This is a genomic window from Moorena sp. SIO1G6, from assembly GCF_010672795.1.
In the GTDB taxonomy this organism is placed as follows: domain Bacteria; phylum Cyanobacteriota; class Cyanobacteriia; order Cyanobacteriales; family Coleofasciculaceae; genus Moorena; species Moorena producens.
Map to the genome: position 1 here is coordinate 1 of NZ_JAAHFZ010000075.1, position 14800 is coordinate 14800.

The 14800-nt window shown below is 41.9% G+C and carries 12 protein-coding genes and 2 pseudogenes; 10 read left to right on the forward strand and 4 right to left on the reverse strand.

The annotated features are described in order from the left end of the window. Positions 1-127 (forward strand): annotated as a pseudogene (locus F6K63_RS32990) (IS4 family transposase); the annotation flags it as partial. Here F6K63_RS32990 and F6K63_RS32995 read toward each other — a convergent pair. The 4 genes from F6K63_RS32995 to F6K63_RS33010 all read right to left on the reverse strand — a co-directional run bounded on the left by F6K63_RS32995 (position 104) and on the right by F6K63_RS33010 (position 3496). Next, positions 104-1153 (reverse strand): helix-turn-helix domain-containing protein, encoded by a 1050-nt coding sequence (locus tag F6K63_RS32995; RefSeq protein ID WP_353813149.1) that lies wholly within the window; start codon positions 1151-1153, stop codon positions 104-106. The pseudogene F6K63_RS32990 and the gene F6K63_RS32995 sit on opposite strands and share 24 nt — an antisense overlap. Before the next feature lie 170 nt (positions 1154-1323). Then, positions 1324-1578, reverse strand: a complete 255-nt coding sequence (locus F6K63_RS33000; protein ID WP_287314480.1) for a hypothetical protein — start codon at positions 1576-1578, stop codon at positions 1324-1326. 1043 nt (positions 1579-2621) lie between these two features. Next, entirely contained in the window at positions 2622-2804 is a 183-nt protein-coding gene (locus tag F6K63_RS33005; protein WP_287314482.1) for a hypothetical protein, read from the reverse strand. Between the two features lie 569 nt (positions 2805-3373). Beyond that, positions 3374-3496, reverse strand: coding sequence for a hypothetical protein (locus tag F6K63_RS33010; RefSeq protein ID WP_287251511.1), 123 nt, complete (start codon positions 3494-3496; stop codon positions 3374-3376). A gap of 43 nt (positions 3497-3539) precedes the next feature. Here F6K63_RS33010 and F6K63_RS33015 point away from each other — a divergent pair, with 43 nt between their 5' ends. The 9 genes and pseudogenes from F6K63_RS33015 (at position 3540) to F6K63_RS33055 (ending at position 14718) form a co-directional block, all read left to right on the forward strand. After that, positions 3540-6929, forward strand: coding sequence for an aminotransferase class I/II-fold pyridoxal phosphate-dependent enzyme (locus tag F6K63_RS33015; RefSeq protein ID WP_287314484.1), 3390 nt, complete (start codon positions 3540-3542; stop codon positions 6927-6929). A 213-nt stretch (positions 6930-7142) separates the two neighbouring features. Further along, entirely contained in the window at positions 7143-8210 is a 1068-nt protein-coding gene (locus F6K63_RS33020) for a sulfotransferase family protein (protein WP_287314486.1), read from the forward strand. A 130-nt stretch (positions 8211-8340) separates the two neighbouring features. Continuing rightward, on the forward strand, positions 8341-8949 hold the full coding sequence (locus F6K63_RS33025) for a hypothetical protein (RefSeq protein ID WP_287253951.1): 609 nt from the start codon (positions 8341-8343) through the stop codon (positions 8947-8949). Positions 8950-9247: 298 nt separating this feature from the next. Then, positions 9248-10132 carry an SDR family oxidoreductase gene (locus tag F6K63_RS33030; protein WP_287253953.1) on the forward strand — a complete coding sequence of 295 codons (885 nt, stop codon included), beginning with the start codon at positions 9248-9250 and terminating at the stop codon, positions 10130-10132. Positions 10133-10208: 76 nt separating this feature from the next. Next, positions 10209-11798 (forward strand): acyl-CoA dehydrogenase family protein, encoded by a 1590-nt coding sequence (locus tag F6K63_RS33035; RefSeq protein ID WP_287253954.1) that lies wholly within the window; start codon positions 10209-10211, stop codon positions 11796-11798. Continuing rightward, positions 11792-12622, forward strand: coding sequence for a bile acid:sodium symporter family protein (locus F6K63_RS33040; RefSeq protein WP_287253956.1), 831 nt, complete (start codon positions 11792-11794; stop codon positions 12620-12622). Before F6K63_RS33035 ends, F6K63_RS33040 begins: the two co-directional genes overlap by 7 nt. Before the next feature lie 18 nt (positions 12623-12640). After that, positions 12641-13495: an alpha/beta fold hydrolase gene (locus F6K63_RS33045; RefSeq protein WP_287253958.1), complete on the forward strand. Its 855-nt coding sequence runs from the start codon at positions 12641-12643 to the stop codon at positions 13493-13495. 112 nt (positions 13496-13607) lie between these two features. Continuing rightward, positions 13608-13793, forward strand: a pseudogene (locus F6K63_RS33050) (IS5/IS1182 family transposase); the annotation flags it as partial. Positions 13794-14217: 424 nt separating this feature from the next. Next, the gene (locus tag F6K63_RS33055) at positions 14218-14718 is read left to right on the forward strand and encodes an efflux RND transporter periplasmic adaptor subunit (protein ID WP_287314487.1); all 501 of its coding nucleotides are present in this window, start codon (positions 14218-14220) and stop codon (positions 14716-14718) included. Positions 14719-14800 lie beyond the last annotated feature (82 nt).

Genomic DNA, 14800 nt, shown 5'->3' on the forward strand with positions numbered 1-14800 from the left:
ATAAATGTTGGGGATTAGTTGAAAATTTGATGCATTTAAGTCGTCATAAGCTCGATCATTATTTACGAGGTATGAGAGCTATGAAGCTTATACAGTCTACTTTTTAGCTCTCATGTCGCCCCCCCAGCCCTTTGAGAAAATCCGAAATTTTACCATTATGGCAGTTTTGGATCGTCCTAACCGCAATTTTTAAGGCTAAGGGATGACCTTTGTAGCTATCAATTAATTGTCCCACTCCATGCACAGATTTACAAAGACCGTCCTTTGACAAAAGTGGTTTTGCTTCTTCCTTTCTCAAGCCTTTGAGTTGGAATTCCCGAATTCTTACTTCCCTGATTACTAGTTCCTTTACTTCCTGGGGAGGTTCTTGACTGGTCAACAACAAGCAGCTTTGATGGCGTTTTTTCCCAATACATTCCAGTAATTTTCTATACCCCTGGTAGCCCTCTTTGTAAATTCCAGAGGATTGACCAGCATCCAGGATCGCTTCTACTCCATCAAGCACTACCAAACAACGATGCTGTTTGAGGTAATACATTAGTCGCGATAGCCGGTTATTTAGAGTTGTTGATGAAGGGTTTTCCTGATGGTTGGACAAGAATTGGATCAGGTCACTCAGAAGTTCTTCAACAGATGGAGTATGGTTGAGGGTACGCCAAATCACATACTCAAACTGATCCTTAATCTGTTCAACTAGCTTCACTGACAAGGCAGTTTTGCCAATGCCAGTAATGCCCAAAATAGCCACCAATGGAGAGTTATCTGTGACAATCCATTGCTCTAGCTGAGCCAGTTCGTTGGTGCGTCCGTAGAAATCCGATACATAAGGTGCGTCACTTAAATCTAGTTTTAAGAGGGGACTACTCTCGGTCTGCTCAGGAATAGAGCTTGACGGTTGTGGGACTGACTCGAGAACTAGCCGAATATTTTTTTTGGTGACACGTTGTCCTGTTAGGTCTGACAGTTTCTTCCATAAGGAAGGAGCAGCCATTTTCTTAATATAATCGGTGGTGTATCCAGGAATATTCATCTCCTCGTAGGTTTTACCTGCCCAAGAGTCTTGGATTATCTTATGATCACGAGGAGACAGCTCTTTTTCTCCCTTGCCAATCAGCAAATTATTTAATTGGGTTAGTAATTTGTCAATATCCATGATGAATGTCAATAGGGAACACCAAAGGGGGAAGGGGTGATGAAAGATGTTTTATAGCGCTACGCGCAAGGCAAGAGGAATCCCCCCTAACCCCCCGCGCGTAAGGGGGGCGGGCAAGAGGCAAAAGTTTACGTGCATTAGCTTTTCAGCTTTTATCAATGTCAAACACCTTAATGCGTAGTGCTATATACCAAATTCCCTTTTCTAGCTGCTGTTAAGCCCAAAAAACTGAAACTCGCGGCTACACAAACTTTCGGGAGCACCTCAAGGACTGGGTTTTCCAGGGGTTTTTTAACCCGGATGTAGTATAACCAGTCTGGGTGCGTAAGTCCTAACTGCTCGATCGGGCATCCTGATTTCTGTGTGGGGTTCATGACAACTCCCTTGACTGACTGCTGACTTTTGACGGGATCTTTTTTATTCAAAGCGTTCCCGTAGCGGCTCAATGCTGAGCATCGCGCTCATTTCTGAATCCGCCAAGCCTTGTATTGATCCCAAGCGCGAGTGGGAGAAACCCCCCTTTGGCCTCGCTGCATCGCTATTCTACCCTGAATCATTATCATTAAGAGCTGATTCCTAAAGTAAATCTTAATAAGTCTGAAAGCCTTGCTATGATTGTCTTTTGGGTATTAAATAGTTCATTTGTTCTATTTTATGGCAAGCCTGATCCGACAAGGATTACAGCGAGTTTACGAATCAGCTCTAAGCCTAGTTTTTTGATAATAAGAGTTGAGCTGATATTTGATGGTGTTTTCCCCAGAAGCCCTGAAAAGTCAGGACTGACTGCCCCTATTTATTATACAGGAGTACTCAATTGGGTGAGGTACAAACTCCTGGGTTAATGGCAGTAGGGAGTAGGGAGTAGCGATGCAGCGCTGTCAAACTGAGATCTGGCACCATTGTCATTAATCGTAGGGTGGGCAGTGCCTAGGCTGTTCACTCTAGGACTACATAGAAACTGCATGAACTTTTATCGGCATAAGGGATTCAAACTCAACAGCCTAGGCAGCGCCGACCTGCGGGGGTTTCCCCCATCAGCGACTGCCGTGGTTGCCAAGGGGCAAACAGCAGTGCTGACCCAGGTGACCCACACAGCCACCTTGACCACGAGGGACGGCATCAAGACATTGAATGTACCTCATAAGTATGATCAACCCTATAGCTCCTCTTAAGCCCAGAGGACTGAAAGTCCCGGCTACAAAAACTTTCGGGAGCACCTCAAGGACTGGGTTTTCCAGGGTTTTTTAACCCGGATGTAGTATGACATGTCTGGGTGCGTAAGTCGTAACTGCTGGATCGGGCATCCTGAGTTCTGAGTGGGGTTCATGACTAGCCACTCCCTTGACTGACTGTCCCTATTATCCCATTCATGAGGATGATGTAAGCATATGCGCTACGCGCAGGCTACGCCAACAGCTATCAGCGTGTCGCGTATCAGCTATTAGCGTGTCGCGTATCAGCTTATGCCTTACATCACAGCGTCGTTCGCACAGCGTGGCCATTCGCGTAGCGTGGCCGTTCGCGTAGCGTGGCCAAAAGGCCAAAAGGCCAAGGCCAAAGCCTGTGCCACGCTACTTGAGGTGATGCGCGAATAACATAAGCTGACGGCTGACGGCTGACCACTGACCGCTGACCACTGACCGCTGACCACTGACCACTGACCGCTGAATGCTTACAGGATTATTCATAAAGTTCATATGAATTGACCTTTAAAAGAGCTGAATTTTTGGGATTTTTATTCTTGGTTGCTTGCCATAGTATTGAATCGTAGGCCGTAAGAGATGTTTTTTAAAGTAAATCTTAAGTAAATCTTAAGTAAATCCTAATAACTATGAAAGTCCTGCTATAGTTTTATGTTTTGTATTAAGCATTTCAATTGTTCGATTTTAGCGCAAGCCTGATCCTACAAGGATTACAGCGAGTTTGCGAATCAGCTCTCAAATACATCAAGTTGCCATCATCTCGACCGTCTATAACTCGATGGAATGACTTGATCACGAATTTATACCAGGGCATCTGATCTGAAAGAATCTGTTGTTTAGTGTGCCACTCAAGGACATCCAAACATATTGGTGCTAGAGGCAACTAATGATCAGCTGCCTTGGGAGCATGTCACTAATGCAGAGCATTTGTACTAAAGCTATAGCCCCCTCATGGGTTTTAGCTTGTTAAACTAAGCCGGGGAGTCGCCTCACCCGACTCGTCTACCCTTCGGGAAGGCTACGCCAACAAAACCGGACGTGAAGGTTTCCCTTCATCCGGCTCCTCATCATGGGAACCATTGACATTGGTCCCTCTACCATGGGTTGATATCCAACGACCTAGTGTTGATTCTTTTTCCATTTATATTGTTGTGATTTAAGCTGAAAGAGGTTTGCTATTCACTATGTACACTAAAGCCCCTTACCTACTTGAAGGAAAAAAGACCTTCTCAAATGAAGTTTACTTACCCTTTGAAACGTTAGTTGATCTGCTAGAATCGCGAACTTTGCAACAGCCTGATCAGCTTGGATTTACTTTCCTTACTGATGGAGAAAACCAAGAAGTTCATCTTACCTATAAGCAATTAGACTTACAAGCCAGAGCGATCGCCGCTTCCTTACAAGCTCACGTTTCAGTTGGAGAGAGAGTATTGCTCCTTTATCCTTCTGGTTTGGAGTATATTGCAGCGTTTTTTGGGTGTTTGTATGCGGGGGTGATTGCCATTCCTGTTTATCCCCCCAAACGAAATCATAAAATGTCTAGATTGGAGGCAATTGTCGCCGATGCTAAGGCGACAGTAGCATTGACTGTCACTCCTTTGTTGGACAATATTCAGGCTCGTTTTGCTAAGCATTCGGAATTGGCAAAATTGCCTTGCTTGGCTACGGATAGTGTCGCTAGTAGCCAAGCCACAAACTGGCAGAAGCCCAATTTAGATAGAGATACAATAGCTTTTCTTCAGTATACTTCCGGCTCTACGGGCAGTCCAAAAGGTGTGATAGTTAGCCACGAAAACCTGCTTTATAACGAGCAAATGATTAAGATAGCTTTCGGGCATACAGAGCAAACTATTTTTGTCGGTTGGCTACCTCTGTTCCACGACATGGGACTGATCGGGAATGTCTTGCAACCTTTGTACTTAGGAATACCATGTATCCTCATGTCACCAGAGGCTTTTATCCAAAAACCCATACGCTGGTTGCAAGGGATTTCTCGTTACAAAGCAACTACCAGTGGTGGCCCTAACTTTGCCTATGACTTATGCCTGCGTACAATCACTCCAGAACAGATGGCTAGTCTAGATCTCAGTAGTTGGGAAATTGCTTTTAACGGAGCCGAACCTATCCGCGCCTCAACAATAGAGCAGTTTACCGCCAAATTTGCAGATTGTGGCTTTCGTCGAGAAGCTTTTTATCCCTGCTATGGAATGGCAGAGACAACGCTATTGGTGTCTGGGGGACTTAAGACAGAGCCGCCGATTATTTGCCAAGTTACAAAATCGGCTTTAGAACAAGATCGGGTGATTGTTGATAGTGACGAGGGAGAAGATATTCAGGAGATCGTAAGCTGTGGTCAGTCCTGGTTAAAACAAAAAATTGCCATTGTAGATCCCAATTCCTTAACCCTATGTCCGCCAGGTCATATAGGAGAGATTTGGGTATCGGGACCGAATGTAGCCCGGGGTTATTGGAACCAACTAGAGGAAACCAAAGAAAATTTTCAAAATATAATAGCAGATACGGGTGAGGAGCAGTTTTTACGAACAGGAGATTTGGGATTTATCAAACACGAGCAACTGTTTATCACTGGTCGTCTGAAAGACTTAATTATTATTCGAGGACGTAACCACTATCCTCAAGACATTGAGTTTACCGTTGAACAAAGCGCTCCAACACTGCGCTCACATAGTGGAGCTGCTTTCACAGTGAGCATAGATGGTGAAGAACAGTTAGTTGTGATCCAAGAGGTAGAGCGACAACATCTCCGCAAAATTAACGTAGACGAAGTAAGCGCTTGCATCCGCCGAGCTGTGGCAGAAGAACACGAGCTACAAATTTATGATGTAGTGTTGATTAGACCTCTATCAATTCCTAAGACTTCTAGTGGCAAGATTCAGCGCTCGGCTTGTAGGAAAAAATATTTGAATAATGAGTTTGAGGTTGTAAAAGGTAGCACTAAATTAAATAAACTTAAGCAACAGTATGCAACTGATTCGGGGAGCAAATTATCCAGTTCATATCCAATGGACTTTATAGAAAATTGGATGAAGGTGTGGATTGCTAATAAAGCAAACGTTGCTCCAAAAAAAATATCCTCAACCTCTCAGTTTGTAGACTATGGATTAGATTCAGTGCAAGCAGTTGAGCTTGCTACTGAAGTAGAAAAACTATCTGGACTTCGCCTAGCTGAAGGAGTTATCTTCATTTACCCAACCATCCGCGAATTGACTCAACACATCCTTCATCGATTAGGAAATGATGTTGATCAGCTAATTGTTACCCTAAATAAAATTAGTTTGGCAGATACCCTCGAGACAACAGACCTCGATTATTCACCATCAACTCAATTCCGCTCCCTAGCTGATATCCCCTCAGAGTACTATCAATTTAACTTACTTCCTGAATATTTGGAACTCAAAGAGACATTATCAATTTATGAATCAGGGCAGCTGAAGTATCCTTATTTCAGAGCAAAGCAGAAGTCAGCCAAGTCAACTATGTTAATTGATGATCAGGAATACATTGACTTTTCAAGTTTCGACTATCTGCGTCTTTCGAGTGACCCCGATGTTGTGAAAGCAGCACAACTGGCAATTGAAAGATACGGTACCTCAGCTGGTGCAAGTAGAATTGTTTCCGGGGAAACTCCTTTGCATAAAGAACTCGAAGAAACAATTGCTGCTTGGTTAGGAACTGAAGATGCAATGGTATTTGGTCACGGACATGCAACTAATGTATATGCTATTAGTTCCATTGTTGGTCCTAACGATCTAATCGTACACGACAAGTATATGCACAACAGTGCTGCGATGGGTAGTAAACTATCTGGTGCAACAATAATTCCTTTCCCTCATAATGATTTAAAGGCTCTTGATAAGATACTAGAACAGAAGCGACTACATTATCAAAGAGTTCTTATTCTAGTTGAAGGAGTTTACAGCATGGACGGAGATATTCTTTCCGATCTGCCTAAACTCATTGAGATTAAGGAGCATTATAAAGCATGGTTGTTTATTGATGAGGCTCATTCAATAGGTGTTCTTGGTGAAACTGGGCGAGGCGTAGGAGAACACTTTGAAATCGATTCAAATAAGGTTGACATTTGGATGGGGACTATTAGCAAAGCTTTAGGTAGTAGTGGAGGTTATATTGCTGGTTGCAAATCTCTAATTAGTTACTTAAAACATTCCTCTCCAGGTTTTTTATTTACTGTTGGGGCTTCTCCAGCTAACGTGGCGGCAGGATTAGCAGCTATCCGAAAAGTTCAAGCTGAACCTCAACTAGTAGCGCAGCTTAAAGAGCGCGCCAAATTATTCTTAGAACTGGCCAAACAAAAGGGATTGAACACGGGGACTAGTAATGATTCAGGAATAATCCCTATTATTGTGGGCAATTCAGATCGAGCAGCAAAGTTAGCTGATGCTGCTTATAAACGTGGCATTAACGTCTTTCCTATTGGGTATCCGGCTGTGGAGTTTAACCAAGCAAGATTGAGATTCTTTATTTCTCCACTCCATACAGAAGACCAGCTTAACTATACTGTGGAAACTATTGCTGAGTTACTAATGGGGTGATAGCTCTGTTAAACCTTTACTAAGCTTGGGTTGAGCTTTCAGCCCATTAGCTGTCTACATTTGACACAGATGATCCTCCAACCCCAATGCTAAGCAAATTTCTTGTCTTTGAAGTCTCCCTAAAAAAGAATTATGACCAACTATGTAGAAACCCCATTAGCAAGGGGCAATACCATAATTAGGCTCCGCGACTCCTTGCAGAAAAACTCACTGATGACTCTTCTATCTTTCATCAGTAAATATGGTGTTGATCGTCCCTACCTGGGAAGAGCCTGCCTATATCTACTGGGAAGCCTAGCTGAATTTCCCTTTTCCTTGTACGAAGACCTTGTTTATGGTTCTCGCATCGAAGCTACACAGCTAAGAGTTGCTCCAGTGTTTATCATCGGTCATTGGCGGAGTGGTACTACACATCTTCACAATATACTTAGTCAAGATCCTCAATGGGCTACTCCAACACACATGCACGTTTTCTATTCGAGAACCTTTTTCATCTTCGAGGGATTTAGAGCCTTGTTTGCCAGTAGGCTACCGGAAGAACGAGGATACGACCAAGTAAAAGTAGGACTTGACGTACCCGAAGAGGAGGAAGAAGCGTTATTATCTTACTCTTACCGTTCTTTCTATCATGCTGTTATTTTCCCACGAATAGCTGATGAGTTCTTTCGACGTTACGCTTTGTTAGAGGACATAGATCCAGAAGAATTAGTGGCTTGGCAGCAAGACTATACATGGTTTTTGAAGAAGATTAGCCTTGCCTTTAATGGTCGTCCTCTGCTTTTGAAAAATCCCGTCAATACTTGTCGGATCGCTGCGTTGATACAACTCTTTCCTCAAGCTCGTTTTGTGCATATTTACCGTAACCCCTATGAAATTTTTGAGTCTAACATAAGAATGATCCAGATACATACGCAGAATATCCGTCTTCAGAAGCTATTCCCTTTAGAAGAATTGCACAAAGGTATTCTACAAAGATATATACTGATGATGGAAGCCTACGACCGTCAATGTCAGGCACTTCCATCGGACAGGCTAGTTGAAGTTAGCTTTGAACAAGTTCGAGATTGTCCTTTAGAAGCATTACAACATATCTATACACAATTAAATCTTCCCGGTTTTACGAATGGTTTGCCTTACTTTAAAAAATATATAAGTAACCTAAAAAGTTACAAGCAAAACACTTACCACTATACCAAAGAAAAATTGGATATAGTCCAACAAGCATGGGGGAAATGGCTTGATCGCTGGGGCTATCAACCACCATGTACCATAAGTGACTAGATTACGGTTCGACTAACCTTTTTCTATCCATAGATAGAGGTTAATTGAAAAATAATCATATTTTTCTATATAATAGGTGTTATCTAGGAAGTTTAGTTTTCTTATCTATTCTTAAGGTTTTTTAATTAGAATGAAAAAATTGTCATTAGCAATACTTGGAACTACATCTATCTTTTTCGGAACTTCTAGTCTTGCTGTTGCAGCAAGTTTCACCGAAACAGAATTTAGCTTGACATTCAATACACCTCCATCTGTTTTTGATGATGAACCTATAGAAGTTTGTGGTTTTGTAGGGATTTGTAATCCAAATGTTGCAAGCATAGTACCAGATGTAAACCCTGGTATACCTACTCCTCCACAACCATATATCAATGACACAGGTTTTCCCATCACAGGTATATTTGCTAAACTACCAGAAAATGCACCAGCAGGACCAAGTATATTTTTCGAAGGAATTTCTGATATATTTAGCGAGATTAATATATCAGAAAATAAACAGGAGCTTTCGTTTACAGAGGGAACGATTTCTGTTAACGAAATATTTTTCGCTGATTTTCAAACTGAACCAGAGGCTAATTCGGAACTTTTTATCACTCTTACTTCTATTCCCGAACCTTCTTCTATTCCCGAACCTTCTTCATTAGTAGGAATCCTAGTTTTTGCTTCTTTAAGTACTGGTTTGTGGTTTGGCAAAAGACAAAATTATGTCAAGCATTTTAGCTTCAATATTGAAAGCTAGATGATTATATATTAGTTGGTTGATAGTAAAGTAGTACCACGCCAATTTTTAACGGAATACAATGTTGAAATTGGTTTGGTACTGAGGTAATATTTAGGTCAAATCTGGCGAATTTGTTTGATAGACTGTAACAGTTTTGGCTAGGAAATAGTGGTTTATTTAAACATGCTTAAATGAGTATTTTTAAGTTAAATTTAATTAGTGAATATCAAGTTTTTAGAAATATAAATTTTTCGAAATTTATTAGTTTTAGGATAACTATTGTTTTTGTGTAACTAAGGTAGAGAGGCAAAATTTTTTGAAAGGTTCAGTTGTTATTACCGGTGCATCAAGTGGAATCGGTGAAGCCTGTGCTATTTATTTGGATAAGTTAGGTTATCAGGTTTTTGCTGGAGTTCGTAGAGAAGCTGACGGTGAAGCACTAAAGCGCAAGACTCAAGAAAGAGTGATCCCAATTATGTTGGATGTTACTGATGAATCATCAATCAAAACATCTGTAAAAACAGTTCAGCTTTCTTTGGAATCTCACGGACTAACTGCTTTAGTGAATAATGCAGGAATTGTTACTGCAGGTCCACTGGAATTTCTTCCGATAAGCGAGCTAAGAAAACAGCTTGAAGTCAACGTGCTTGGACAAATTGCAGTGACGCAGGCATTTCTACCGTTGTTGAGAAAGTCTAAAGGGCGCGTAATTAACATTGGATCCGACTACGGTAAAGTTTCTGCACCTTTGCTAGGTCCTTATTGCGCCTCTAAATTTGCTTTAGAAGCGCTAACAGATGCCCTACGGATGGAATTACAACCTTGGAAAATTGCTGTTTCTCTTCTTGAAGTAGGCACCGTAAAAACACCAATTTGGAAAAAATCTATCGAGCAAACCGATCAAATTTGGGAGTGTTTTCCAGACCAAGCTAAAAAACTCTATTTTCCTACACTAGAATCTGTGAAAATAACAGCTAGCCAACTAGAGCAAAAAGGTTTGGCTACCGAAATAGTTGCAAAAGCTGTTTCGGTAGCACTGATTGAGAAAAGGCCAAAAACTCGATATGTTGTCGGATTAGATGCCAAGATCAATATTTTGTTATCAAAACTATTGCCAGATTGGGTCTTAGATCGACTCATTACTTGGTATTTAGGGTTAACTACAAACCTGATCAACTTAGAAGGTAAAACTACTTTATAAAGTAAGTATCAAAATACTAATAAAAACAAATACATGAAGATTTGTAAATAGTTTTGGAATAAGAAGCAATTAACAGATGTTATCTCAAGATAAACAAAGCAAAGCACGTGCTGATGATTTACTCAAGTGGCTTCGTAGCTACGCAAATGAGCGCATCAATTCTCGGCTAATCGATGAACGCCGTTGCATCCCACCATATATCGTGCTCGATCTAGGAAATCATGGACTCTTGGGGATGCAGGTTCCACCAAACTACGGTGGTATTGGTCTGAGTAATCAAGATACTTTGCGTATTATACAGCAATTAGGGGCTATCGATCCGACTTTGGCCTCGTTTGTTGGCGTTCATAATGTCCTTGGGATTCGTCCCTTGATGAACTATGCTTGTGATCAACTCAGATATGAACTTCTTCCCCTCATTGCTACAGGTCGAGAATTAGCTGCTTTTGCCCTCACAGAACCAGGAGCAGGGTCAAACCCTCAAGCTATTTCAGCAAAAGCCACACCCGATAGTCAAGGAGGTTGGCGATTGCAAGGTACAAAAATCTGGATTGGCTCCGCAGCATGGGCAAGCGTAATCAATGTTTTTGTCCAGACCTTTGATGCTGAAGGGCAATACCTAGGAGTTAGTGGTTTTGTAGTTCGTCAAGGAACCACTGGTGTACGACAAGGTCCCGAAGCACTGACTATGGGGTTGCGTGGTATGGTTCAAAATGCTGTTTATCTAGATAGGGTTTCTGTAGATTCAGAGCATTTGTTAGGTGAAATGGGCTTAGGCATGAAAGCTGCCCAAGATGCGATGATGCACGGGCGATTATGCATTACAGCAGCTAGTCTTGGGGGAATGAAACGTTGCGCTCAATTAATGCTTCGTTATGCAAAACGCCGAAATATATCAACAGGTCAATTGCTAAAAAATCCAGTAACACTGGCTAAATTGACCGATATTACAGAAGGTATTATGGCTGTTGAAAGCTTAGTAACTCGAATTGCTAAGCTACTGGATGACGGATCTGCTATTCCTGTAGAGGCTTATGCTGCCTGCAAAATAGTTGGTCCAGAGTTCTTCTGGCAAGCGGCTGATAGTCTGGTTCAGATGCTAGGAGGTCGGGGTTATATCGAAACAAATATTGCACCTCAACTTCTGCGCGATTCTAGGATTCTTCGCATTTATGAAGGACCTACTGAAACCTTGAATATGTTTATTGGCTCTAAAATCAGCAATAAAAGCGAAGAATTATACCAATTTATTTGCCAGGGTCTGGAAGCACCTCAAATTGCTGATATCTTAAAAGTAGCGGTGGAACAAATTAACGATCGCTACACTAGTTCTAAAATTCCTTTTTCCGAGAGGAGTGTCGCTAGTCGCTGGCTCTATGCTTGTACTGGCGAAGTAGTTACTCTAGCAATCTTACTAGCTGCAGTTGAAGGTGCTTTTAAACGTTCTGGTTCGGAGCGTCTATATCGTACTGTTACTTGGGCAAAACTTAATTTTGAACAGAAACTTGAAAGAGTTTTATCTGGGACACCGGCAGAACTGGTAATGTCTAACTCTGAGACTATTACTGAGCTAATATCGGATTATTCCAACGCAATTGGCGAAATTGAACAAACTCTACCTGGAGAAGATCACGAATTAGATGAGATGCTGTATTGCTCGTGCTAGTTACATTTCTGTTGCAATTATTCATTACAACCCTAATGCTGTCGGTTAGCTTTAAACTTACGGTAGAGGGTATCCTGCGTACATTTCGCAAATCAGATTTGATAGTACGTTCGTTGTTAATCAACTTCCTGATTGTACCGATTGTGGCTTTGCTACTCACACAGGGGCTTGCTTTACCAAAAACTACAGCAGTAACTCTCTTGCTTGCATCAGCAGCCCCAGGAGCACCCTTTGCACCAAAATTAGCTGTTATTGCTGGTGGCGATCTGGCTTCTGCTATTGGCCTGACATTTACTTTATCGATATTAGCAGTGGGCATCACACCCTTGATGGTGCGCTTAACTTACGCTGGGGTTGAAGATACACTCATCAACACTCTGCCCATTATTTGGAGCCTGGTATTCTTTCAGTTACTTCCTTTACTTACTGGTTTTGCTATTCGCCACAAGAGTGTGCGACTTGCCAAGCGCTTACTTTCTCCAGTCAAGAGGCTCTCAGATATTCTGTTTGTAGCACTCCTGGTTCTGGTTCTGTGCCAAAATTTCGACATACTCTTTAGTATTGGATGGCTGTCCTTTACCGCTATGGTACTATTTACCGTCGTGACTTTGGTCAGTGGTTGGGGACTAGGTGGTTCTGAAACTCGCACTCGGAAATCAGTGACCTTGACGACTGCCTCGCGGAACTTAGGAATTGTACTATTGATTGCAGTAGAGAATTTTCCAAAAATGGGTATAGAGGGTGCTGTCATTGCTTTCGGTATTGTTGAGCTAGGAATTACACTCCTGGTAGCGGTCTACCTTCGCTGGTTTTATTCAACCTAATTTCGGATTAACGGGAATATGGAAGAAATTTATATCAAAATCAACGGTTGTAAATACTATGTCCAAGATTCGCGTAAGGGAAACCATAGCGTAATCCTGCTACATGGATGGCCGGATGACAGTTCTTTATGGAAATTTCAGATTCCGGCTCTGATACAATCTGGATACCGTGTTATCTGTCTTGATTGGCTTGGTCATGGGCAGAGTGAAAAGACTGAAGACTTAAATAAATATACCCTCACCTCCCTATCTGCTGATGTGATCGGATTGATGGACGCACTGAATCTGGAAAAAGCCCATTGCATTGCTCACGATTACGGTGCAGTAGTAGGTTGGGAATTAGCCACAAGGTATCCAGAACGGCTCGTGTCATATGTTGCCTTATCAGTAGGGCATCCTCTGGCATTAGTAAAAAACTTTTCCCTAGAGTCAATCCTAAAAAGCTGGTATCTCATTTTCAACCCCTTACCTGTGGCAATCCCTATATATCGTGCAATGAATGGATTGATTTTCAGGTGGGTACTGCGTGGTCACCCCGACAAAGAAAATGTAGTTGAAAAATTTTTACTTGAAAAAAAACCTTTTTATATTCAAGTCTGGGAAAAAGCTAATCCGATACTTCCATTTATTTTATCTTCACTTCGCCAACAACAATCACAGCTAACTTTAATAAAAATTCCGACTCTTGGTATTTGGAGTTCTGGAGACAATTTTATGGCTGAGGAACAGATGAGGAAATCGAGTGCTCTAGTGCAGTCGGATTGGAAATATATAAAAATATCTAAATGCAATCATTGGCTTCAATTGGAAAAGCCGCAAGAAATTAATAAGCATTTACTTGAGTGGCTTAACCAACAGGTGGAAAAGTGTTAGGGGAGCATGTCACTTATGCAGAACATTTGTACTAAATCTCTAGCCCCCTCATGGGTTTAAGCTTCCTCTGATGGTACATAGTTCATTTGTTCTGCAACTTTGACCTGCTCCCCAAGAGAGTGGTTACCACCGTCGCTCATTGTCGGAAACGGGGATGTTTCGCTTCAAAGTTATCTTTGGTAATTGTTGTTCTCGTCGCACCTTCGACAACCAAGGGGTAGAACTTTTACTTGCCTGTGCTGCCCTCAACCGTATGACTCACTTGGGGAAGCCAGATAGCTATGCCCACAATTCCTAAAACTTTTCCCTTTTAGGGGAGCATTTTGACCCTTAATCATTCATGCAACAAAGCCAAGCTTTTGTCCCGTCAACGCTCAATCATTGAAACCATTAAACCATTAATGACCCAGGGTAAACGCATCTAATTTGGTATAAATGGTAACAGACAAAAATATCATTAACTCCATTTTTTGGGTAAATTCCCATAAATCCCATCCTAAATCAGTTTTTTTGTTCAAAGTCAGCGGAAAATTCGTTGACTTTGAACAAAAATCAAAGTCGGATTTGCGTACGCAACCAGAATGTAGAGTACTCTCAAATCGACCAAGGATAACACGGCCAATAATTGAGAAGAAATTGGGCTTATTGATAATAACCAGGGTGATTCTATATTTTTTATACTATTGTTTACTTTTTAACTGTAAGTTTTGATACAAATTTAGATGCGTTTACCCTGGGTTGATCAGGCCATCACTACATGTTTATCACTACCGTCACCCTTTGAGGGACAGAAAACTTATCCAGCAAGAGTTTCCTCAATTCTGCCGGAACTAGACTCTAGCACCCGTACCTTAACCGTTGTCCTCACCCTGGACCGGGACGCAGTCAGGGAAGTTTCCCCTGGACAGGTAGCGAGGTGGAAATTAGCTGAAACTATTCCTACTGCTGGTTACTGGCTGCCCACCACCGCTCTAGTGCAAGGAGTACGTGGTTTGTGGTCTTGCTACGTCTTGGGGGAATTGGCTGAATCGGATCTTTCTGGTGCAACTCACGTCTTCAGTGTCAAACGGCGGGATGTGGAAATTTTGCAGACACAGAGTAACCGCATTCTGGTTCGCGGTACCCTCCAACCAGGGGATCAAGTAATCGTCGGCGGAACCCATCGCCTTGTTCCTGGACAACAGGTGCGCTCAAAAACCGTTGTTGGGGTCAAAGTGCGATAGTAGTGTCTTGGGCTAAGTAGAACAAGTATTATTGTTTAAGTTTAACCTTCTTGCTAATCTAATTACTAGTTAACATAAACTC

Coding starts and splice junctions, on each gene's coding strand:
- F6K63_RS33025 (WP_287253951.1), top strand. CDS start 8,341: ATGAAAAAATTGTCATTAGCAATACTTGGAACTACATCTATCTTTTTC.
- F6K63_RS33020 (WP_287314486.1), top strand. CDS start 7,143: ATGACTCTTCTATCTTTCATCAGTAAATATGGTGTTGATCGTCCCTAC.
- F6K63_RS33055 (WP_287314487.1), top strand. CDS start 14,218: ATGCGTTTACCCTGGGTTGATCAGGCCATCACTACATGTTTATCACTA.
- F6K63_RS33010 (WP_287251511.1), bottom strand. CDS start 3,496: ATGGAAAAAGAATCAACACTAGGTCGTTGGATATCAACCCATGGTAGA.
- F6K63_RS33045 (WP_287253958.1), top strand. CDS start 12,641: ATGGAAGAAATTTATATCAAAATCAACGGTTGTAAATACTATGTCCAA.
- F6K63_RS33015 (WP_287314484.1), top strand. CDS start 3,540: ATGTACACTAAAGCCCCTTACCTACTTGAAGGAAAAAAGACCTTCTCA.
- F6K63_RS32995 (WP_353813149.1), bottom strand. CDS start 1,153: ATGGATATTGACAAATTACTAACCCAATTAAATAATTTGCTGATTGGC.
- F6K63_RS33035 (WP_287253954.1), top strand. CDS start 10,209: ATGTTATCTCAAGATAAACAAAGCAAAGCACGTGCTGATGATTTACTC.